Origin of the sequence: Nocardia sp. NPDC051981 (assembly GCF_040680715.1) — a bacterium.
In the GTDB taxonomy this organism is placed as follows: domain Bacteria; phylum Actinomycetota; class Actinomycetes; order Mycobacteriales; family Mycobacteriaceae; genus Nocardia.
Genome location: NZ_JBFAXK010000001.1, coordinates 165,440 through 185,552 on the forward strand (window position 1 = coordinate 165,440; position 20,113 = coordinate 185,552).

At 70.4% G+C, this 20,113-nt stretch carries 20 protein-coding genes; 5 read left to right on the plus strand and 15 right to left on the minus strand.

The window, feature by feature from the left end:
- Positions 1-81 precede the first annotated feature (81 nt).
- Positions 82-1,473 (plus strand): Hsp70 family protein, encoded by a 1,392-nt coding sequence (locus AB0L60_RS00775; RefSeq protein ID WP_364605380.1) that lies wholly within the window; start codon positions 82-84, stop codon positions 1,471-1,473.
- A 142-nt stretch (positions 1,474-1,615) separates the two neighbouring features.
- On the opposite strand, the gene tsaD is transcribed toward AB0L60_RS00775, so the two are convergent.
- From tsaD to dapA, 6 genes are all read right to left on the minus strand, one after another.
- Positions 1,616-2,647, minus strand: a complete 1,032-nt coding sequence (gene tsaD / locus AB0L60_RS00780; protein ID WP_364605382.1) for a tRNA (adenosine(37)-N6)-threonylcarbamoyltransferase complex transferase subunit TsaD — start codon at positions 2,645-2,647, stop codon at positions 1,616-1,618.
- Complete coding sequence (gene rimI, locus AB0L60_RS00785) at positions 2,644-3,153, minus strand: ribosomal protein S18-alanine N-acetyltransferase (protein ID WP_354830326.1); 510 nt, start codon at positions 3,151-3,153, stop codon at positions 2,644-2,646. The genes tsaD and rimI overlap by 4 nt, the downstream gene beginning before the upstream one ends.
- Positions 3,150-3,860 carry a tRNA (adenosine(37)-N6)-threonylcarbamoyltransferase complex dimerization subunit type 1 TsaB gene (gene tsaB / locus AB0L60_RS00790; protein ID WP_364605385.1) on the minus strand — a complete coding sequence of 237 codons (711 nt, stop codon included), beginning with the start codon at positions 3,858-3,860 and terminating at the stop codon, positions 3,150-3,152. The genes rimI and tsaB overlap by 4 nt, the downstream gene beginning before the upstream one ends.
- A 94-nt stretch (positions 3,861-3,954) precedes the next feature.
- On the minus strand, positions 3,955-4,386 hold the full coding sequence (gene tsaE, locus AB0L60_RS00795) for a tRNA (adenosine(37)-N6)-threonylcarbamoyltransferase complex ATPase subunit type 1 TsaE (protein WP_354831590.1): 432 nt from the start codon (positions 4,384-4,386) through the stop codon (positions 3,955-3,957).
- Between the two features lie 11 nt (positions 4,387-4,397).
- Positions 4,398-5,534 (minus strand): alanine racemase, encoded by a 1,137-nt coding sequence (gene alr / locus AB0L60_RS00800; RefSeq protein WP_364605387.1) that lies wholly within the window; start codon positions 5,532-5,534, stop codon positions 4,398-4,400.
- Positions 5,535-5,652: 118 nt separating this feature from the next.
- The gene (dapA, locus tag AB0L60_RS00805; protein ID WP_364605389.1) at positions 5,653-6,558 is read right to left on the minus strand and encodes a 4-hydroxy-tetrahydrodipicolinate synthase; all 906 of its coding nucleotides are present in this window, start codon (positions 6,556-6,558) and stop codon (positions 5,653-5,655) included.
- Between the two features lie 70 nt (positions 6,559-6,628).
- Between dapA and AB0L60_RS00810 the strand changes: the two genes are divergently transcribed.
- Positions 6,629-7,504, plus strand: coding sequence for a LysR substrate-binding domain-containing protein (locus AB0L60_RS00810; protein WP_364605391.1), 876 nt, complete (start codon positions 6,629-6,631; stop codon positions 7,502-7,504).
- Here the strand turns inward: AB0L60_RS00810 and AB0L60_RS00815 are convergent.
- Positions 7,485-9,035, minus strand: coding sequence for an NAD(P)H-hydrate dehydratase (locus AB0L60_RS00815; RefSeq protein WP_364606695.1), 1,551 nt, complete (start codon positions 9,033-9,035; stop codon positions 7,485-7,487). The two genes, AB0L60_RS00810 and AB0L60_RS00815, sit on opposite strands and share 20 nt — an antisense overlap.
- A gap of 132 nt (positions 9,036-9,167) precedes the next feature.
- Here AB0L60_RS00815 and AB0L60_RS00820 point away from each other — a divergent pair, with 132 nt between their 5' ends.
- A complete protein-coding gene (locus tag AB0L60_RS00820) occupies positions 9,168-9,593 on the plus strand; it encodes a cupredoxin family copper-binding protein (protein WP_364605393.1) in 426 nt (141 codons plus the stop codon).
- A gap of 8 nt (positions 9,594-9,601) precedes the next feature.
- On the opposite strand, the gene glmS is transcribed toward AB0L60_RS00820, so the two are convergent.
- Positions 9,602-11,470 (minus strand): glutamine--fructose-6-phosphate transaminase (isomerizing), encoded by a 1,869-nt coding sequence (gene glmS / locus AB0L60_RS00825; RefSeq protein ID WP_364605395.1) that lies wholly within the window; start codon positions 11,468-11,470, stop codon positions 9,602-9,604.
- A 220-nt stretch (positions 11,471-11,690) separates the two neighbouring features.
- On the opposite strand from glmS, the gene AB0L60_RS00830 reads away from it, so the two are divergent.
- On the plus strand, positions 11,691-12,554 hold the full coding sequence (locus AB0L60_RS00830; RefSeq protein ID WP_364605397.1) for a dienelactone hydrolase family protein: 864 nt from the start codon (positions 11,691-11,693) through the stop codon (positions 12,552-12,554).
- 252 nt (positions 12,555-12,806) lie between these two features.
- Here AB0L60_RS00830 and AB0L60_RS00835 read toward each other — a convergent pair whose 3' ends face one another.
- The 4 genes from AB0L60_RS00835 to AB0L60_RS00850 form a co-directional block, all read right to left on the minus strand.
- Positions 12,807-14,723 carry a hypothetical protein gene (locus AB0L60_RS00835; RefSeq protein WP_364605399.1) on the minus strand — a complete coding sequence of 639 codons (1,917 nt, stop codon included), beginning with the start codon at positions 14,721-14,723 and terminating at the stop codon, positions 12,807-12,809.
- On the minus strand, positions 14,720-15,040 hold the full coding sequence (locus AB0L60_RS00840) for a hypothetical protein (protein ID WP_364605401.1): 321 nt from the start codon (positions 15,038-15,040) through the stop codon (positions 14,720-14,722). The genes AB0L60_RS00835 and AB0L60_RS00840 overlap by 4 nt, the downstream gene beginning before the upstream one ends.
- 46 nt (positions 15,041-15,086) lie before the next feature.
- Entirely contained in the window at positions 15,087-15,398 is a 312-nt protein-coding gene (locus AB0L60_RS00845; protein WP_364605403.1) for a DUF6802 family protein, read from the minus strand.
- 105 nt (positions 15,399-15,503) lie between these two features.
- Positions 15,504-15,710 carry a PspC domain-containing protein gene (locus tag AB0L60_RS00850; protein ID WP_364605405.1) on the minus strand — a complete coding sequence of 69 codons (207 nt, stop codon included), beginning with the start codon at positions 15,708-15,710 and terminating at the stop codon, positions 15,504-15,506.
- A gap of 117 nt (positions 15,711-15,827) precedes the next feature.
- Between AB0L60_RS00850 and AB0L60_RS00855 the strand changes: the two genes are divergently transcribed.
- Entirely contained in the window at positions 15,828-17,471 is a 1,644-nt protein-coding gene (locus AB0L60_RS00855; protein ID WP_364605407.1) for an ABC-F family ATP-binding cassette domain-containing protein, read from the plus strand.
- Between the two features lie 49 nt (positions 17,472-17,520).
- Here the strand turns inward: AB0L60_RS00855 and glmM are convergent, their stop codons facing one another.
- From glmM to rplM, 3 genes are all read right to left on the minus strand, one after another.
- Positions 17,521-18,897 carry a phosphoglucosamine mutase gene (gene glmM, locus AB0L60_RS00860; RefSeq protein ID WP_364605410.1) on the minus strand — a complete coding sequence of 459 codons (1,377 nt, stop codon included), beginning with the start codon at positions 18,895-18,897 and terminating at the stop codon, positions 17,521-17,523.
- 228 nt (positions 18,898-19,125) lie between these two features.
- Positions 19,126-19,641, minus strand: a complete 516-nt coding sequence (rpsI, locus tag AB0L60_RS00865; RefSeq protein ID WP_364605411.1) for a 30S ribosomal protein S9 — start codon at positions 19,639-19,641, stop codon at positions 19,126-19,128.
- Complete coding sequence (rplM, locus tag AB0L60_RS00870) at positions 19,638-20,081, minus strand: 50S ribosomal protein L13 (protein WP_326309446.1); 444 nt, start codon at positions 20,079-20,081, stop codon at positions 19,638-19,640. Before rplM ends, rpsI begins: the two co-directional genes overlap by 4 nt.
- Positions 20,082-20,113: the final 32 nt, after the last annotated feature.

Below are 20,113 nucleotides of genomic sequence, written 5' to 3' on the forward strand. Positions count from 1 at the left end.
GTCCGCTACCCGTAGGGCGCGTCCGGAGTCCGTTCGAGATGGTCGTCTCCACCCGGACCATCCGCTCGAAGGGAGGTGAACATGCGAACATCCCTCGGCATCTCCGCCGGGAGCGAGGTGGTGTGCTCGGCGACGGTCGCCACCGCGCCCAACGGCGCCCAGAACTTCGACTACCGCGTCGTGACAGCCGATACCGCCCACTCCGACGTCGGTGATCTGGTGGCCTCCTCGATCGAATTGATGACCACCCAGATCCCGCGCGACAGCGTGCATCCGGTCGGCGCCCATCCGATCGCCCGCGGCAACGGCCACCGCGAGCCCGACTCGGCCCCGCCCGGTGACATCGCGGTCGCCTACCGGGACCGGGAGCAGGCCCAGATCATCCGCTCGGCGATCGGCCGGCAGCGGCACGGCGTACAGCTCATCCCGGAGAGCACCGCGGCCCTGGCCTATCTGCGGCACACCGGACTGCTGGACCGCTGGAACACGGTGGCAATCATCGACATCGGGGCCACCGGCACCACGGTCACCGTGGCCGACCACGCCGACGACACCGTGCTGCGCACCGAGCGCACCACCGCCATCAGCGGCAACGCCATCGACGAACTGATCCTGCAACACCTGCTGGACTGCCACCTGTCCCGCCGCGGCATCCGCCCCAACCGAGGCATCCTGCTCAACCGCAGCCGCGCCGCCAAGGAGCACCTGTCGGTGGTTCCGGCGGTCACCATCGACCATGTGGCCGGGCAGCCGCTCAAGCTGACCCGGGTGGACTTCGAGGAGATCGTCGCCGACCTGTTGCGCGAGCTGGCGGTGTTCTCCCGTGCCGTGTTCGCGCGCGCCCCGAAGTTCCCGGAGGCGGTCGCCGTGATCGGCGGCGGCGCCAATGTGCCGATCATGGTGGTGGGGCTGGAGCGCGAGCTCGACGTGCCGGTCGTCACCGTGCCGGAGCCGGAGGCCGCGATCGCGAAAGGCGCGGCGCTGGTGGCGGATTCGACCACGCCGAGCAGCACCTTCCCGGTGATCGGCCTGGGCTCGGACGCGCCGATCGGCACCTTCACCAAGCTCGCGGGCACGCTGGCGGGCGCGATCGTGGTGGTCGGACTGATCGTCGGGTACGGGGTCAAGGAATTCGTGGTGCCCGAGCCGCAGAACACCCATTACTCGCCGTCCACGACCGGCCCGCAGCAGCCGGTCCCGCAGACCACGCCGCCGGGTCCTTCGGGCGGCTCCACCAGCGCCACGACTACCCAGCGCCGCACCACGGCCGCGGCTCCGGCGCCCCTGACCGGTTCGGCCGGCGGCGCGCCCGTCGCGCCCAGTAGCACCGCCCAGCCGCCGCTGCGCCCGGATCCCGACCTACCCCAGATCCCGTTCCCCGCGGATCTCCCCCGCCTGTTCGGGCCGCTGCTCGGCACCTCGCTGCCGCCGGCCGAGTCCCCCCGCCTCCCCGAGACTTCAGCGGCCGGCTGAGAGCCGTCGACGGTCACGTACCCGTGCCGGCGATTGGGTGCCGAACCGAGTTCGGACATACCCGATGAGTTAACCCGAACGTCACGAAATCGGTTGTCGCCACGGCATTCGCCAAACCGCCGACGACCTTTGCCGGCGGCGTCTACAGGTGGCTGGTGGAGACTGGAAGGCCGGGGTCGGTGGCGACGGTGAGTTCGGAAGGCTCTGCGCCGCCGGCGATCACGTGGGCGCCGAGGGTGGCGATCATGACGCCGTTGTCGGTGCACAGGCGCGGCTTGGGGACACGCAGGGTGATACCGGCTGCGGTGCAGCGTTCTTCGGCCATGGACCTGATACGGGAGTTGGCGGTCGCGCCGCCGCCCAGCACCAGGGTGCCGACGCCGGTGTCCTGGACCGCGCGCACCGCCTTCATGGTGAGCACATCCGCCACGGCCTCCTGGAAGGACGCCGCGATATCCGGGATGGGCAGCACGCGGCCTTCCCGTTGCGCCGCTTCGACATAGCGCGCGACGGCGGTCTTCAGCCCGGAGAAGGAGAAGTCGTAGCGCGGATCGCGGGGGCCGGTCATGCCGCGCGGGAAGGCGATGGCGCTCGGATCGCCCTCGGTGGCAATGGAATCCAGCACCGGCCCGCCCGGGTAGCCGAGGCCGAGCAGGCGGGCCACCTTGTCGAAGGCCTCGCCCGCGGCATCGTCGACCGTGCTGCCCAATTCGGTGATGGGGTGGGCGAGATCGGTGACCTGCAGCAGGTGGGTGTGCCCGCCGGACACCAGCAGCGCGACCGCCGGGGGCATGGGACCGTGTTCGAGGGTGTCCACGGCCACGTGCCCGCCCAGGTGATTGAGCGCGTAGAACGGGATATCCCAGGCCGCCGCATAGGCTTTCGCCGCCGCGACGCCCACCAGCAGCGCGCCCGCGAGACCGGGGCCGATGGTGACGGCGAGGGCGTCGGGCTTGCTGATCCCGGCCGTGGCCAGCGCCCGGCGCATGGCGGGCACGATGGCCTCGAGGTGTGCGCGGGAGGCGATCTCGGGCACCACGCCGCCGAAGCGGGCGTGCTGGTCCACGCTGGAGGCGACCTCGTCGGCGAGCAGTTCGCAGCTGCCGTCGGGCAGTCGGCGCACGATGCCGACTCCCGTTTCGTCGCAGGAGCTTTCGATACCCATGACGATCATGACGAGACCTCGGCGTCGGTGGTGAATCCGTCCTGCGGGAAGCCGGCCATGGCGGGTCGCCGCATGGTGTACGCGTCGGCCCCGCTGGGCTGGTAGTAGTTCTTGCGCAATCCGATGATGTGGAAGCCGTGCTTCTCGTAGAGCGTGATGGCGGGCGCGTTGTCGGTGCGGACCTCCAGGAACACCGGCCCGCCGCGGCGCCCGGCCTCCAGCAGCAGCGCCTCCAACAGCAGGGTGCCGATGCCGCGCCGGTGCTCGGCGGGATCGACGCCGATGGTGTGGACCTCGGCCTCGGGATGTTCGGCGGTGCCGAGCAGTGCGATGCCCGCGTAGCCGATCATGCGGCCATCGGTGTCGCGCGCGGTGATGTAGCGGTTGTGCGGTCCGGCCAGCTCCGACAGGAACGAAACCTCGTGCCAGGGATCGTCCTCCGGGAACAGCACCTGCTCGAGTTCGGCACAGCGGGTGACGTCGGCAGGCCGCATCGGTTCGATGCGGATGGTCATCGGCCCACCTGCGCGTAACTCTTCTCGACGGCATCGGGGCGGCGCAGGTACAGCGGCACCAGCGGCGCGGGCACGACGCCGGCCAGGATCTCGGCGGCGGCGCAGCGCACCAGGCCCGCCGGGGACGGCGTCTCGACCGGCAGCACCGGCAGATCGAAATAGTCGACGTGCGAAGCGGATCCGGCGATCACGGTGGCGGCGGCCTGATCCAGATCGGCGGGCTTGCTCACCTCGGGTCCCTCGGACCGCGTCAGGGTGCGGCCCCCGGCCGCGGTGCGGTAGCGCGCCCAGTACACCTCGCGGCGGCGGGCGTCGGTGACGACCAGCAGCTCGATCGGGTCGGCGCTCTCACGCAGATAGCTCTCGGTGTCGGCGGCGATGGCGTCCAGGCTGCACACCCCGTACACCGGGACGCCCAGCGCGTCACCGAAGGCGGCCGCGGTGGCCATGCCGACGCGCAGTCCGGTGAACGGCCCGGGCCCGACACCGGCCACGACAGCGCCGATATCGGCACGGGAGCGGCCGGATTCGGCGAGGCAGGCCAGGATCTGCGGGGTCAGCACCTCGTTGTGCGCGCGAGCGTCCACGGTCACCTTGGCGGTGATCGTGGTGATCTGCGGTGCGTTCGACCCGGGTTGCGCCGGTTCCAGTTCCACCAGTCCCGCTGTGACGGCGGGGGTCGCGGTGTCGACAGCCAATATCAGCATGATTGTCTTTACGATACCGGGTGGTACAGCCCACTCGGCGTGGTGTCTGCCTGCGGGAACTTACCGGCGCATCCGGGACTTTTCCGGTCCGGTTTCAATTCGCGGCGACCCACTCCCATTCGGCGGTGCGCACATCGGACTCGGGTTCGCGGCGCAGCTGCACGCGCAGATGGCGATCGGACAGGTGTTCGGCCACGCCCAGCCCCCATTCGACCACCACCACGGCGTGGTCGAGATCGGTGTCCAGGTCGAGGGCGTCGAGTTCGTCGAGGTCGCCGCCGAGCCGGTAGGCGTCCACGTGCACGAGCGCCACCGCACCCGGGTGGGTTCCGGCGCGGTGCTGGCGGGCGATGATGAAAGTCGGTGAGCTGACCCGTCCTTCGACACCCAGCCCGGCGGCGATGCCGCGGGTGAGCGCGGTCTTGCCCGCGCCCAGCGGGCCGTCGAGGATCACCAGATCCCCGGCATGCAGTTGTTCGGCGAGCTCGCGGCCCAGCGCCTCGGTGTCCTCGACGGTGGCGAGCATGCGGTGATCGGTCACCGATCACCGCCGACGTGGGTACGGACCACGCGGCCGCGGGGGTTGCAGACGATCTCGTAGTTGATGGTGCCGAGCGTGTCGGCCCACTCTTGGGCGTGCGGGTGAGCGGGCTCACCACCGAACAGCACCGCGGTGTCACCCGCCCGGACCCCGGCTTCGTTCTCACCCAGGTCCACCACGATCTGATCCATGCAGACCCGGCCGATCTGCGGGTAGCGGACGCCGCCCAGCGCCACCGAGAATCGGCCGCCCAGCAGGCGCGGCACACCGTCGGCGTAGCCGGCCGGAACGAGGGCGACCGTGGTGTCGCGGTCGGCGGTCCACTCGTGGCCGTAGGACACGCCCTCCCCCGCCGCGACCCGCTTCACCCGGAGCACCCGGGCGCGGAAGGTCATGGCCGGACGCAGGCCGAAATCGGACAGCTCCGGGATCGGTGACAGGCCGTACACGGCGATGCCGGGGCGCACCATGTCGAAGGCGAGGTCCGGACGGGTCAGTGCGGCAGCGGAATTCGCCAGGTGCACCAGTTCCGGCTGCAGGCCGTGCTCCTTGGCGGTGGCGATGAACTCCAGGAACCGTTCGCGCTGCAGGTCGTTGACCAGATGCCGCGGTTCGTCGGCGAGCGCGAGGTGGGAGAAGATGGCGCGGAAGCGCACCGTCTCCTCGGCCACCAGCCGCCCGAGCAGGTCGAGCACCTCGGGGAATTCGGCGGTGGGGATGCCGTTGCGGTTGAGCCCGGTGTCCACCTTGAGACTCACGGTGGCGGTCCGGCCGAGCTGCCGCGCCGCCTGTGCCACGCCCTCGAGCTGCGTGAGCGCGGAGACGCCGATTTCGATATCGGCGGCGATGGCGCTCGCGTAGTCGGTGTCGGAGGTGTTGAGCCAGCACAGGATCGGTGCGGTGATCCCCGCGGCCCGCAGCTCCACCGCCTCGCCGACGGTGGTGGTGCCGAGTTCCCGCGCGCCCGCCGCCAGGGCCGCCCGCGCCACCTCGGCCGCACCGTGGTTGTACCCGTCCGCCTTGACCACGACCATGACCGCGGCGTCCCCGGCGTGCTCGGCCAGGATGCGCACATTGTGGGCAATGGCATCCAGGTCGACGACGATCTCCACCTGTGGGTCTGGCTTGTTCACGCCCTCGATACTGCCACCCCGCCTCCCCGAGCCTTCAGCGGACAGCTGAGAGCCGTTGACCGTCGCGCACCCGTGCCGGCGGTTGGGTGCCACACCGATTTTGGGCGTACCCGGTGAGTTACCCGGCCCTCACGAAATCAGTTGTCACCTTCGCAGCGGCAATCGCCGCTAACGCGGCGGACAACGATCCATCGTTTGCCGGGAGCAGCGGCAGCCGGACGGCCGGGGTGGGGATGCGGCCCTGGGCGGCCAGAACCGCCTTCACGACAACGGGATTGGGTTCGGTGAACAGGGCGGCGGCCAGCGGAGCCAGGCGGTTGCCGAGTTCGCGGCCGGATTCCAGTTCGCCCCGGCGCCAGGCGGCGATCAGGTCGGCGTAGGCGGCGGGCGCCACGTTCGCACAGGCGAGAATCGCGCCCGACGCGCCCAGGGCCAGCAGCGGGGCGGCATACAGATCGTCGCCCGCGAGCACCGAGGTATGGCCGGGCACCCGGGACATGAAGGCGATCGTGGTGTCGTCGATGCCGCCCGCGGTGTATTTGAAGCCCGCGACATTCGGCAGTTCGGCCAGGCGGAGCAGGGTGTCGGCGCTGAGGGGCAGGGCCGTGCGGTACGGGATGTGGTAGATCAGCAGCGGCACCGGGCTGGCGGCGGCGAGGGTCCGGAAATGTTCCACCACGCCGGCTTCCGACGGTCGCAAGTAGTAGGGGACGACCGCGAGGGCGGCGGTGGCGCGCGGGTCGAGGGTGGCGAGGGCACGCGCTGAGTCGAGGGTCGTGTTGGAGCCGGCGCCGACGATGAGGGCGGCGGCGCGCTCGCGGCAGACGTTCGCGCAGATATCGATGACCCGGGCCTGCTCGGCCGCGGTCAGGGTGGCGGGTTCGCCGGTGGTGCCGAGCGCGACCAGGCCCGCCGCGCCGGCGTCGAGGACCTCGTGGGCGAGCGCTTCCAGGGCGTCGGCCGCCAGGTCGCCGTCGGCGGTGAAGGGCGTGACCAGGGGCACATATAGGCCGGTGAATGTCATGCGACCAGCGTGATCGATGCCGGGCTTCAGGTCTATTTCACGTTTCTTCGTCCGAGCATAAGATCAGCTGATGCTGGATGTCCGCCGTCTGCGCCTGCTCCGCGAGCTCGCGCACCGCAAGACCATCGCCGCGGTCGCCGAGGCCCTGACCTACACGCCGTCGGCGGTGTCCCAGCAGCTCACCGCGCTCGAACGGGAGGCCAGGGTGCCGCTGCTGGAACGCACCGGGCGCAGCGTCACCCTCACGCCGGCCGCGCTGCGGCTGGTCGAGCACACCGAGACCATCCTGTCCGTGCTGGAACAGGCCACCGCCGAACTCGCCTCCGCCCGGCACGAACTCACGGGCACCCTGCGGATCGGCGCGTTCCCGACCGCCGTGCACGCCATCCTCTCCCCAGCGCTGGTATCGCTGAGCCGCGACCATCCGCGGCTGGAACTGCTTGTCACCGAACTGGATCCGGCGGCCGCCCCCGCTGCCCTGCGGGCCGAGACCCTCGATATCGCGCTGCTGCAGGAGTACGACTACGTTCCCCTCGCACCCGAACCCGGACTCGACACCGAGCCGCTGTTCGAGGAAACCATCCACCTGGCCGCCCGCGAGCCCGGACCGCTTGCCGCACAGTCCGATTCGCCGTGGATCGCGGGTACGCCCGGCACCCTCTGCCACGAGATGACGGTCCGCGCCTGTCTCGCCGCGGGATTCACCCCGCGCATCCGCCACCACGCCGACGACTTCGGCACCGTGCTCGCGCTCGTCGCCGCGGGCCAGGGCGTAGCACTCGTCCCCGACCTGGGCGTCCGCTCGACACCCCCGGGCGTCACCCTCACCGCGCTGCCGGCCCGCCGCCGCACCCACCTCGCCTACCGCCGCGGCACCGGCGCCCATCCGATTGTCACAGCCGCGCGGACCGCCCTGCGTGCCGCCGCTACCGGTACGGCTGCGTGAAGTCGCCGACGGCGAGCTCCCGGAGGGTGCCGATGGCCTCGCGGACGTGGGAGAGCAACGGGGAGGCGGAGATCGGGGCTCCCGCGGACGTGGTGGCGTGGGCGGCGAGATTCGCGGCCAGGGAGTGGGCGCGCGCCGCGGCCGCGGCGGCCCAGGACGGGTGGAGGCCGCGGGCCAGGAGAGCACCGACGATGCCGGACAGGACGTCACCGGAACCGGCCGTGGCGGCCCACGAGCCACCCGCCTCATTGACGAAGACCGGGACGCCGGGGCCCGCGATCAGGGTGGCGCGGCCCTTCAAAAGCACTGTCACCTGCCAGGATTCGGCGAGTTTGCGGACGGCGGCGACACGGTCGGGGCCGGGTTCGGCACCGGTCAGGCGGGCGAATTCGCCGGCGTGCGGGGTGAGGACGGTCGGGGCGGCGCGGCCGGTGACCAGGCCGGGTTCGGCGGCGAGCAGGGTGAGGCCGTCGGCGTCCACCACCACGGGCAGGTCGGTGGCCAGGATCTCGGCCAGCCGGTCGCGGGCGGCGGCGTCGGTGCCCGCGCCCGGGCCGAAGACCCAGGACTGGACCCGGCCGGTCGCGGAAATGGTCTCGGCGGCAATCACTTCCGGGAAATGGGCGAGGACCTGTTCCGCGCCGGTGCCCGCGTAGCGCACCATGCCCGAGGTGGCGGCGACCGCGCCACCCGTGGACAGCACGGCGGCGCCCGGATAGGTGCCGCTGCCCGCGCAGACGCCGGTGACGCCCTGGGTGTACTTGTCGTCGGAGGGGCCCGGGACCGGCCAGCCCGCGCCGACCGCCCGCGGTTCCAGCGCGATGAGATTCGCCTCGGGCAGTCGTAATCCGATGGGCACCAGCTCGATTCGGCCGCAGTGCGGCGCGGCGAGGGCGTGCACCGGCTTGCGGGCGCCGAAGGTGACGGTGACGTCCGCGCGGACGGCCGGACCGGTCACGGCTCCGGTATCGGTATCGACGCCGGAGGGGAGGTCGGCGGCGATGATCGGACAGCGCACGCCCGCAACCAGTTCGGCCGCCACCGGGCGCAGCGGGCCACGACCGGAGATGCCGACGATGCCGTCCACCACCAGATCCGGCGCGCCCAGCAACCGAGCGACCCGATAGGGCACGGAGGTGCCGGTGTCGACGTGGTGCAGCAGCCCTGGCGGATCCGATTCCCGCAGTTCCTCGGCGGTGGCGGTGACGGCGAGAATCCGCCCGCCCGCCCGGCGCAAGGCCGCCAGGCCCGCCGCGTGGGCGCGCTCCGGTACCAGCAGGACCGCCCGCACCGCGACCCCGCGCCGCCGCAGGAACGAGCCCGCCCACAGCGCGTCGCCGCCATTGTCGCCCGACCCGACCAGCAGGGTCACCGCGCGACCGGCGACGCCACCGGTGCGTTCGCGCAGCTCCCGCGCCACCACGTCGGCGAGGCCGAAGGCGGCGCGCCGCATGGGCATTCCCTCGGGCACCCTGGTGAACAGCTCGGCCTCCGCGGCGCGGACCTCGTCGGCCGTGTAGTACCCGCGCACCGCCGGTGCGGTCATGATCGCCTCCCGGATGTGATTGCCTGCGCTTCAGGAGACTACGCCTGGGGAGCCGCGGCGCAGGTCAGCGCGGTGCCCGCGAATGGCACGCTATCGCCGGGTACTAACCTGGCTGGCATGTCGATCCGTCGCCAGTCGTCTTCGCGTGTCCTGCTTCTCGTCGCCGTCGTGGCCGGAGCGCTGGTGGCCGGGGGCTGCTCGTCGGAAGGCTCGAAGACCGCGGCCACCTCGACCACGGCCGCTCCGGCCGCCTCCGCGACGGCCACCACCACCGGTCCGGCGGTTGCCGCCGCGGTGACCGTCGAGGTGAGGGACATGAAGTTCTCCCCGGCCGATATCACCGTCAAGGCCGGGGACACCGTGACCTGGAAGTTCGACGACCGCGCCCCGCACGCCGTGCAGGGCATCGGCGATGTCGCGCTGGGCATCAACAGCCCGATCATCCACAAGGGCGAGTGGAGCCACACCTTCACCACGCCCGGCACCTACCGCTATCTGTGCCCGCTGCACCCGGACATGAAGGGCACGGTCACCGTCCAGTAGCCGCGCGGCTATTCGACGGTGACCGACTTGGCCAGGTTGCGCGGCTTGTCGACGTCGTAGCCGCGGGCCTGAGCCACCTCGGCGGCGAAGATCTGCAGCGGAACCGTGGACAGCAGCGGCTGGTACAGCGTTGGGGCCGACGGGATTTCGATCAGGTGGTCGGCGAACGGGCGCACCGTGTCGTCGCCCTCCTCGGCGATGACGATGGTGCGCGCGCCGCGCGCCTGGATCTCCCGGATATTGCTGAGCAGCTTGGAATGCAGCACCGCGCGGCCCTTCGGGGAGGGCATGACCACGAAGACCGGCAGCCCGTCCTCGATGAGGGCGATCGGACCGTGCTTGAGCTCGCCCGCCGCGAAACCCTCGGCGTGCATGTAGGCCAGTTCCTTGAGCTTCAGCGCGCCCTCCAGGGCGACCGGGTAGCCGACATGGCGGCCCAGGAACAGCACGGTCGGGACGTGCGCGAACTGGCGGGCGATCTCGCGCACCCGGTCGGCCGACTCCAGCACCTGGGCAACGAGTTTCGGCATGGACTCCAGTTCGGCGAACTCGCGCGCCACCTCGTCCGGATACTTGGTGCCCCGCGCCTGCGCCAGCGCCAGGCCGACCAGATAGTTGGCGGTGATCTGGGCCAGGAACGCCTTGGTCGAGGCCACGCCGATCTCCGGGCCGGTGCGGGTGTAGAGCACCGCATCGGACTCGCGCGGGATCTGCGCGCCATTGGTATTGCAGATGGCCAGGACTCGCGCCTTCTGCTCTTTGGCGTGGCGCACGGCCTCCAGCGTGTCGGCGGTCTCGCCGGACTGCGAGATGGCGACCACCAGGGTGGAGCGGTCCAGAACCGGGTCGCGGTAACGGAATTCGCTGGCCAGCTCGACCTCCACGGGCAACCGGGTCCAGTGCTCGATGGCGTACTTGGCCAGCAGGCCCGCGTGATACGAACTGCCGCAGGCGACCACGAAGACCTTGTCGAACTCGCGCAGCTCCTGATCGGCCAGCCGCTGCTCGTCCAGAATGATCCGGCCGCCCGCGTAGTGGCCGATCAGGGTGTCGGCGACGCCGGCGGGCTGCTCCTGGATCTCCTTGAGCATGAAGTAGTCGTGGCCGCCCTTCTCGGCGGCGGCCAGATCCCAGTCGATGGTGAACGGACGGAACCGGACGCCGTCGGTCGCGCCGGTGAAGTCGGTGACCCGGTAGCCGTCGGCGGTGATGACCACGGCCTGGTCCTCGCCGAGTTCGACTGCCTCTCGGGTGTGTTCGATGAAGGCGGTCACGTCCGAGGCGATGAACATCTCGCCCTGGCCGACACCCACCACCAGTGGGGTCGAGCGGCGGGCGGCCACGATGGTGCCCGGGTGGTCGGCGTGCGAGAAGACCAGAGTGAACGCGCCCTCCAGGCGGCGCACCACCGCGAGCGCGGAGGCGATGAAATCACCGGCGGTGTCCCCGGCCGCGTAGGCGCGGGCCACCAGGTGCACCGCCACCTCGGTGTCGGTGTCGCTGCCCAGCTCGACGCCCGCCGCCTCCAGCTCGCGGCGCAGCGGGGCGAAGTTCTCGATGATCCCGTTGTGCACCACCGCGACCCGGCCCGTGCCATCGCGATGCGGGTGGGCATTGCGATCGGTCGGCGCGCCGTGCGTGGCCCAGCGGGTGTGACCCATGCCGGTCGATCCGGCGAATCGGTCCCGGCCGGTCTCGGCGAGCTCCGCCTCCAGATTGGCCAGGCGCCCGGCCTTGCGCTCCACCGCGAGGCCGCCCGCGCCGTTCAGGATCGCCACTCCCGCGGAGTCGTAACCTCGATATTCCATGCGGCGCAACGCATCGACCACCACGCCGAGCGCATTCCGGTACCCCACATACCCCACGATTCCGCACATGGCCCCCTAGCGTAGCTGTATCCAATTCGTCCTCCGCTTCGCTCTGGGCGGGTTCGCGGCCCAAGCGCAGGGAGGTGGAGCGAAGGTCTCGTTCTTCCCTCCTCCGCTTCGCTCCCCCGCTCCAAGGCGGAGGTCGATCAAGCCGTAGTCCAGAACGAGGCGGGCCGCGAACCTTGTGCGCTTGAAGCATCTCGGGCCATTACCGACTAAGTTCATCTCCGTGTCGGCGTCTGTGAAATCGCTCCTGAGCACTCTGACCCTGCGTGGCCCGCACGAGGTGCTGCGCGGGAATCTCGGCATCGCCGGGCTGCCCGGCGTGGTGTACACGCCCGGGAAGGGACTCAACCTGCCCGCGGTGGCGTTCGGGCACGGGTGGCTGACCGGGGTCGGCAACTACCGCCGACTGCTGGAGCACCTGGCCTCCTGGGGGTATGTCGCCGCGGCGCCCGACACCGAGCGCGGACCCATCCCCTCGCACCTGAACCTCGCGACGGATCTGCTGACCACCCTCGACATCTGCGCCGGGGTGCGGTTGGGCGCGGGCAATGTCAGCGTGGACCCGAAGCGGCTGACCCTGGCCGGGCACGGCATGGGTGCGGGCGCGGCCGTCATCGCCGCCTCCCAGCGCGACGTCGCCGCCGTCGCGGCCCTGTACCCGTCCCCCACCGCGCCCTCCGCCGAGGCCCTGGCCCCCAAGATCGACGCTCCGGCCCTGATCCTGGCCGGCGCCACCGATATCGACTCGGTCAGCTCCGACGCCATCCCGCTGGCCGCCGCCTGGGGCGAGGGCGCGATCCTGCGCTCGCTCGACAAGGCCGGCCACAACGGCATGATCGAGGGCCGCCGCGCCCTCGCCGCCCTCGGCGCCGGCAAACACGAACCCAAAACCGAACGCCTCACCCGAGCCCTGCTGGTCGGCTACCTCAACTACACCGTCCTCGGCGACAAGAAGTACAAGCCCTTCGCCGACCCCGAAGCCGCCCTCCCCCACACCCAGCTCGTGGACCCCAACGCCATCGAGGAAGAGCCCGAGCAGCCCCAGAAACTCCCGGTCCTCCAACTCATCCAGGCCCTCCGCAAGTAACCCGGGGCGGCCAACGCACGCTCGGCTCGAGCGATTCCGCGGGTGGCCTCGAGCGATTCTGGGGGCGGCACAGCCGGTTCCCTCGCTGGGGCACTCGACCCCTCCCACGGCACTCGCCGCCAGTCCGTCCGGACTCCCCAGCGCGGGAACCGGATTCACGAGCGCGCCGAGCCACGGGGTTCCCGCTTACGGCAGCGCAGGGTGCGGGACCGGTCCTCGCGCAGAGTCCAGGCAGCACCGGCACGACGACGATTACGGCGCGAGAGGTTCGGTGGTCTCGGGTATTTCGAGACCTCCCTCCGGGATCTCCAGCGGCGTGTGCGGCTCCGCTGACCAGGGCGTGGCGTCGGAGTGTGGCGCGTCGGATCCGGGTTGACCCGTAGTTGTTGGCGGCGCGGGGTTTTCGAGCGGGTGTGCGGGAACGGGTGTCTGGTCGGTTGGCACGGGCGGGGTCGGCGGCGCGCAACCGCCCGCAGTCTGGTCCGGAGTGGGATCGGGGGTGGGCGGCTGGGTGCAGCCCGACGGCACACCGTCCCCGGCGGCGGGTGGGAGCGGAATCCCCAGCGGCGCAGACTGATTCGTGGTGGGTTCGGGGCAGGGATTCGGTGCGGCGGTCGGCGGGTCAGGAACTGTGCAGGTGTGGGGTACGCAGTCCGGACCGGGCATTGCGCCGCCATCCGTCGCGGGCGGCGCGTCCGCCTGGGCGGGTGGGACCGGATCCGGGTGGGCATCGCTGGCGGGTGCGGTAGGGCCATGGGCGGGGTCGTCGGTGGTGAGAACGGGGGTGCCGTTCTGATCGAAAGACAGAGTGTAGGTGTTGGTTTGGCCGGATTCGTCGGTCACGGCGAGGGTCAGGTCGCCTGTAGGGGTGCGTTCGAGGACGAAATGCTTTCCGGACAGATCGAATTCGAGTCGGCCGGACGGGAGAGCCGGGTTATCCGAGTGATCCGGTTCGGGCTCGGGATCGGGTGTGGCCTCGGATTCACCGGGCGATGGCGGCGTCTGGCCCGTGAGCGCGCCGAGCTTCTCGATGGCGGCGGAAATGCCCTGCTGGAGGCCCTTTTCAAGGTGGGTGAGAGTGTCCTTCAGGGTCCGGCCGAACTGGTCGGACCGCTGCTCGGCCAGATCCGGGACTGCTGCGGTTCCAGTGTCCGCCGAGCCCGCGGGACCATCGGGCTCCGCACCGCTGAGGTCCGCAGCTCCCGCCGGTCGCGTCTCGGCGGCCGGTGCGGTGGAACCCGCTCGACCAGGCAGGGATTCCGGTGCGACGGTGGACGGCTGGGCTCGATCCGGAGACTGCGGCTGGGCCGGGTCGGGTGTGCTTGCCCCACCCGATGACGGCGGGTATCCAGGTGGGACGACCGGCTGCGACGGCTGGGGGTGCGATGTTGGCGGGGTTGTCGCTGGGTACGACTGCGGCGCTGGAAGGGGCTGGGGCGTGGGAATACTCGGGACCGGGTTCTCCTCGGGCCGGGGCAGCAGGGCTTGGGCCGGTTGTGGGTAGGGATGGTCGATGACCTGGGCCAGGGCTGTGACGATGGTGCGGTAGTGGGATTCGAAGGCCTCGTTCGTGGCGGCGCATGCGGCGGTGAAAGCCGCGAGTTTGTGATCGACGTCGGCACGGAACGTGCCGGTGAGCCAGGGGTCGGTGGTGTCGAGGGCTTCGATGTCGTCCAGGGTTTTGCCGTCGATGATGAGGCGGCCTCCGCCGTCCGGAGTGGGTTCGAGCAGGGCGAGGGTGTGTTCGGCCTTGGCGAGGACCGAGTCACGGAGGGGGTCCAGGGCGGCGGCGATGGCGGTGGAGGCGGCGAGGATGGTGTCGAGATCGTCGCGGGCCTGGCGCAGTTGGGAATTCACGATGGTGAGCGCCTCGGTGCCGGTGGCGCCGGTCCAGGCGGTGGGCAAGGCTTGCGCGATCGCCTGATGCGACGACCAACGCGACTCGGCATCCGTGAGCGCTCTGTCCAGTTCCGTTCGGGCAGTGTCGAACTCGATGAGATCCGCGCCTCGCTGCTCGTCGTAGCGGGCATAGAGGTCGGCGAGGCCGAGCCCCTGCGGTACGCCGAATGCCTTGGTGTACAGGGGCAGAAAGTGTTCCCAGTACTGGAGGCCGGGCGCACCGTAGTCGAGAATCTGGTCGACGCTCTTGCCGGTGGGATCGAAGCTCATCGGCCCACCCGCGTGAGTGCGGCGGCGTGTTCACGGTCCAGGCGCGCGTATTCGGTGGCGGCGCGGTCGAATACCTCGGCGGTGGCGGAGGCCGCCGCGCCCCAGTAGCGCAGACAGGCGGCCGCGCGCTCGAACCCCTGGTGCACGGCAATGCCCTGCGCCGAATAGTTGCGCCCGGCTTCGTCCCTGCCGATGCCGAAGGCATATTCGCCGACCCTACGGGCATGCTGTCCCAGGGCCGCCGCATTGTCACGCAAGGTGGTGGCCCCGTCGTGCAGGGCCGCAATGCGCACGCCGAAATCGCCGGATTCACTCATTGCTCCCCCTCGAATCTCGATGCCGTGAAAACCCCCGCCGCCCCGGCTATGTGCCGCCGAGGTGCCCTACGTCCATGCGCACCCACTCGGTGGTGCCGTCCGGATTGTGGTGGAACTCCCAGGCCGAGAAGTCCCCGCCGCTGTCCACCACGGTCACATGATCGGCGTAGCCGTCGTGATCCAGATCCGTCCACACCTGCATGGCGTGATCGGTGCTGGTGGTCACGGTGTCGAGCAGACCGTCACCGTCGAGATCCTGCGTGGGGTGCGATAACTCGACCGCGCCGAGCCCGCCGAGCTCCGTGTGCGCGTCGAGATCCGGCAGTTCCAATCCTGGCAGATCACCCGATGTGACCATAATGTGCACTCCTCCGCTGTGACGTGGCTCTCATCCTGTCACTTTGCCGAGGCACCCGCATCACCCTCGATCACGAATGTGGACAACTCGCGGCCTGTGCACAACTCACTGCTTCGGGATCACGATCCACAGCGCGATGTAGATGAGGAACTGCGGTCCGGGCAGCAGGCAGGACGCCACGAACAGGGCGCGAACGAGGTTGGCGTTCCAGCCGAAGTACCGGGCGAGGCCGCCGCACACGCCGCCGATCCATTTGTCGCTGGCGGAGCGGGTCAGTCGCTTGGGGGCCGGAGTCGGAAACTGTGTCGTCATGTCTCCCACTGTGCCCAGTTCGATCTCGGCGCACATCGGTCACGCGCCCCAATACGACCCTGAACTTTCCGAGGGCCGGAGTCAGGGTGCCACCCCGAACACGGCAGAATCGCCCTGGTGAGCACCACTCTGCATGCGCGCGGCCTGGCCGCCGGACACGGTGAGCGGATTCTGTTCTCCGACCTGGACCTGATCCTCGCCCCGGGCGACGTGATCGGGCTGGTCGGCGTGAACGGCGCCGGGAAGTCCACCCTGCTGCGCATGCTCGCCGACGGTCACGCCCACGAGGGCGAGATCGTGCTGAGCCCGCCCGACGCCACCGTCGGCTACCTGGCCCAGGAACCCGAGCGCCTGGCCGGCGAGACCGTGCTCGAATTCCTGCGCCGCCGTACCGGTGTGGCCGCCGCCCAGCAGCTCATGGACGCCGCCGCCGAACGCCTCGCCGACGGCGGCGACGACGAGTACTCCCCCGCCCTGGAACGCTGGCTCGCCCTCGGCGGCGCGGACCTGGAACAGCGCGCCGAGGAGGTGGCCGCCGATCTCGGCCTGGCCGAGAGCCTCCCGCACGGCCTCGACACCACCATGACCGTGCTCTCCGGCGGTCAGGCCGCGCGCGCCGGGCTGGCCTCGGTCCTGTTGTCGCGCTTCGACATCCTGCTGCTCGACGAGCCGACCAATGATCTGGATCTCGACGGCCTGGCCCGGCTCGAGCAGTTCGTGACCGGCGTCCGCGAGCCCCTCATGGTGATCAGCCACGACCGGGAGTTCCTGGCGCGCACCGTGAATCGCATCGTGGAACTGGATCTGGCGCAGCAGCAGGTCGGCGTCTACGACGGCAGTTACGAGTCCTACCTGGAGGAGCGGGCGATCGCGCGCCGGCACGCGCGCGAGGCCTACGACGAGTACGCCGACACCAGGTCCGGTCTGGAAGCGCGCGCCAATATGCAGCGCAACTGGATGGAACACGGCGTCCGCAATGCCCGCCGCAAGGCGAAGGTGGACTCCGACAAGATGGGTCGCAAGGCCCGCGCGGAATCCACCGAGAAACAGGCTGCCAAGGTCAAGCAGACCCTCAAACGCATCGAACGCCTGGACACGGTGGAGGAACCGCGCAAGGAGTGGGAGCTGCGCATGTCCATCGCCGCCGCCCCGCGCAGCGGCTCGGTGGTGGCGACCGTGTCGGGCGCCACCGTGAGCCGCGGCGACTTCACCCTCGGACCGGTGACGGTGCAGGTGGATTGGGGCGACCGCATCGTGCTGACGGGCGCCAACGGTTCCGGCAAGTCCACGCTGCTGTCGCTGCTGCTCGGAAAGACGAAGCCGGACAGCGGATCCGCCGCCCTCGGCTCGGGCGTCGCGATCGGCGAGGTCGATCAGGCGCGCGGCCTGTTCCGCGGAACCGCCACCCTGGCAGATACTTTCAGCGCCCAGGTGCCCGACTGGAACGAGTCCGACGTCCGCACCCTGCTCGCCAAGTTCGGCCTGCGCGGCCCACATGTGCTGCGCCCCAACGACACTCTCTCCCCCGGCGAGCGCACCCGCGCCGCACTGGCCCTGCTCCAGGCCCGCGGCGTGAACCTGCTCGTCCTGGACGAGCCCACCAACCATCTGGACCTGCCCGCCATCGAGCAGCTGGAGCAGGCCGTCGAATCCTTCGAGGGCACAGTCCTCCTGGTCACCCACGACCGTCGCATGCTCGACAATGTCCGGGCCACCCGCCGCTGGCACATGGACGGCGGGCAGCTCACCGAAACGCACTGACCCCGTGCTCCCGGCATGCGATTCGGCATGCCGGGGCGACAGGGGCTACTCAGACGGCGGCGACCAGCTTGGCGAGGTTGTCGGCCAGATCATGCGCCCGGGTGGAGTCGGTCGCCTCCACCATGACGCGGACCAGCTGTTCGGTTCCACTGGGGCGCAACAGGATTCGTCCGGTATCGCCCAGCAGGCGCTCGGCTTCGGCGACGGCTTCCAGCACCGACGGCGCGGCCGCGACCGCCGCCTTGTCGGTGACCGGGACGTTCACCAGCACCTGCGGGACGGTCTGCACGATGCTCGCCAATTCCGCCAGGCCGCGGCCGGTTTCGGCCATGCGGGCCATCAGCTTCAGGCCGGTCAGGACGCCGTCGCCGGTGGTGCCGAACCGGGGGAAGACCACGTGGCCGGACTGCTCGCCGCCCAGGGTGTAGCCGCCCGCGCGCAGGTCCTCGAGGACGTAGCGGTCGCCGACGGCGGTGGTGCGCATGGTGATTCCGGCCTCGCGCATGGCGATGTGCAGGCCGAGATTGCTCATGACGGTGGCGACCAGGGTGTTCTGCACCAGGTCACCGGAGTCCCGCATGGCCAGGGCGAGGATGGCCATGATGGCGTCGCCGTCGACGACCGCGCCGGTGGCGTCCACGGCCAGGCAGCGGTCGGCGTCGCCGTCGTGCGCGAGGCCGAGGTCCGCGCCGTGCTCGCGGACGGCACGCTGGACCTGCTCCAGATGCGTGGAGCCACAGCCGTCATTGATGTTCAGGCCGTCGGGCTCGGCATTGATGGCGATGACCGTGGCGCCCGCCTCGCGGTAGGCGGTGGGCCCGACCTCGGAGGCCGCGCCGTTCGCGCAGTCCACCACGACGGTGAGCCCGCGCAGATCGCGGCCGGTGGCCTGGACCAGGTGCTCGACGTAGCGCTCGTGGGTGCCTTCCAGGCTGAAGCGGTCGTGCACGTCGTAGACGTGCCCACCGAGTCCGGGATGGCCGAGCACCCGTCCGATCGCGGCCCCGGTGGGGCGGGTGAAGGCACCCTCGGCGATGAGCGCCTCGATGCGGTCCTCGATGGCGTCGTCCAGCTTGTGGCCACCCGCGGCGAAGATCTTGATGCCGTTGTCCGGCATGGGGTTGTGCGAGGCGGAGATCATGACGCCCAGGCAGGCGTCGTACAGGCCGGTCAGGTAGGCGACGGCGGGTGTCGGCAGCACGCCGACCGACAGCACGTCCACACCGGCGGCGGTGAGGCCCGCGGTGACGGCGGCCTCCAGCATCTCGCCGCTGGCGCGCGGGTCGCGGCCGACGACGGCCAGCGCGCGCTTCTTCCCCCGACTCAGAACCTGGGCGGCGGCGGCCGAAACCTGCAGCGCCAGTTCCGGACTCAACGATTCATTGGCGAGCCCGCGCACACCATCGGTGCCGAACAAACGTCCCATTACCTCAACACCCCTGCTGGTCTGGTCGATACAGCACGAGAGCAGGCTTCCGGCCCTCCCCTGGACTCTCGCACTCCACCGCGTTCCGCGGCGGAGTGCGTCCAGGAAATAAGGGGCAACGGTTGTGAAAACCGTTGCGGGGAGCCTGCTCTCGTACAGGTTGCCGCGTAGACCGTACCGTGCCCGGCCCCGGAAGGACCGGGCACGGTAGAGCCCGACGGCGCAATATCAGCGCTTCGAGTACTGAGGCGCCTTGCGGGCCTTCTTGAGGCCGTACTTCTTGCGCTCGGTGGCACGCGGGTCACGGGTCAGGAAGCCGGCACGCTTGAGGGCGGGACGGTCCTCCGGGGTGACCTCGATGAGGGCACGCGCGATGGCGAGGCGCAGGGCGCCGGCCTGACCGGACGGGCCGCCGCCGACCAGGCGGGCGTGCACGTCGAAGGTCTCGGTGCGCTCGACGGTGACCAGCGGGGACTTCACCAGCTGCTGGTGCACCTTGTTCGGGAAGTAATCCTCGATGGTGCGGCCGTTCAGCACGAAGTTGCCGGAACCCGGCACCAGGCGCACGCGGACCACGGCCTCCTTGCGGCGGCCGACGGTCTGCACCGGGCGGTCGATGACGACCGGGGCGGAGAAGGTCTCGGTGTACTCGGCGTCGGCCTCGTAACCGTCACCCTCCTCGACGACCTCCACGGCCGTGTCCTCGACGACGTAGTCGTCGTTGAATTCCTCAGGAGCGGTCACTGGGCCACCTGCTTGATCTCGAAGGGGATGGGCTGCTGGGCGGCGTGCGGGTGGTTCGGGCCCGCGTAGACCTTCAGCTTGCGAATGATCTGGTTGCCCAGCTTGTTCTTCGGGATCATGCCCTTGACGGCACGCTCGACCAGACGGTCGGGGCGGGTGTCCAGGATCTGGCCCACGGTACGACCCTTCAGACCACCGGGGTGGCCGGAGTGGGTGTAGAGGACCTTGTCCTCACGCTTGTTGCCGGAGACGGCGACCTTGTCCGCGTTGATGATGATGACGAAGTCGCCACCATCCACGTTCGGGGCGTAGGTCGGCTTGGTCTTGCCACGCAGCAGGTTGGCAGCCTGCACGGAAAGACGGCCGAGCACTACGTCAGTGGCGTCGATGACGTACCACTTGCGGGTCACGTCACCGCCCTTGGGGCTGTACGTAGGCACAGTGCATCCCTGTCTGTCGTAGGTTTTGCCAG

Bases quoted from the DNA above. Each gene is read 5' to 3' on its own strand.
- AB0L60_RS00775 (WP_364605380.1), top strand. From the start codon at position 82: ATGCGAACATCCCTCGGCATCTCCGCCGGGAGCGAGGTGGTGTGCTCG.
- tsaD (WP_364605382.1), bottom strand. From the start codon at position 2,647: ATGATCGTCATGGGTATCGAAAGCTCCTGCGACGAAACGGGAGTCGGC.
- rimI (WP_354830326.1), bottom strand. From the start codon at position 3,153: ATGACCATCCGCATCGAACCGATGCGGCCTGCCGACGTCACCCGCTGT.
- tsaB (WP_364605385.1), bottom strand. From the start codon at position 3,860: ATGCTGATATTGGCTGTCGACACCGCGACCCCCGCCGTCACAGCGGGA.
- tsaE (WP_354831590.1), bottom strand. From the start codon at position 4,386: ATGCTCGCCACCGTCGAGGACACCGAGGCGCTGGGCCGCGAGCTCGCC.
- dapA (WP_364605389.1), bottom strand. From the start codon at position 6,558: ATGACATTCACCGGCCTATATGTGCCCCTGGTCACGCCCTTCACCGCC.
- AB0L60_RS00810 (WP_364605391.1), top strand. From the start codon at position 6,629: ATGCTGGATGTCCGCCGTCTGCGCCTGCTCCGCGAGCTCGCGCACCGC.
- AB0L60_RS00820 (WP_364605393.1), top strand. From the start codon at position 9,168: ATGTCGATCCGTCGCCAGTCGTCTTCGCGTGTCCTGCTTCTCGTCGCC.
- glmS (WP_364605395.1), bottom strand. From the start codon at position 11,470: ATGTGCGGAATCGTGGGGTATGTGGGGTACCGGAATGCGCTCGGCGTG.
- AB0L60_RS00835 (WP_364605399.1), bottom strand. From the start codon at position 14,723: ATGAGCTTCGATCCCACCGGCAAGAGCGTCGACCAGATTCTCGACTAC.
- AB0L60_RS00840 (WP_364605401.1), bottom strand. From the start codon at position 15,040: ATGAGTGAATCCGGCGATTTCGGCGTGCGCATTGCGGCCCTGCACGAC.
- AB0L60_RS00845 (WP_364605403.1), bottom strand. From the start codon at position 15,398: ATGGTCACATCGGGTGATCTGCCAGGATTGGAACTGCCGGATCTCGAC.
- AB0L60_RS00850 (WP_364605405.1), bottom strand. From the start codon at position 15,710: ATGACGACACAGTTTCCGACTCCGGCCCCCAAGCGACTGACCCGCTCC.
- glmM (WP_364605410.1), bottom strand. From the start codon at position 18,897: ATGGGACGTTTGTTCGGCACCGATGGTGTGCGCGGGCTCGCCAATGAA.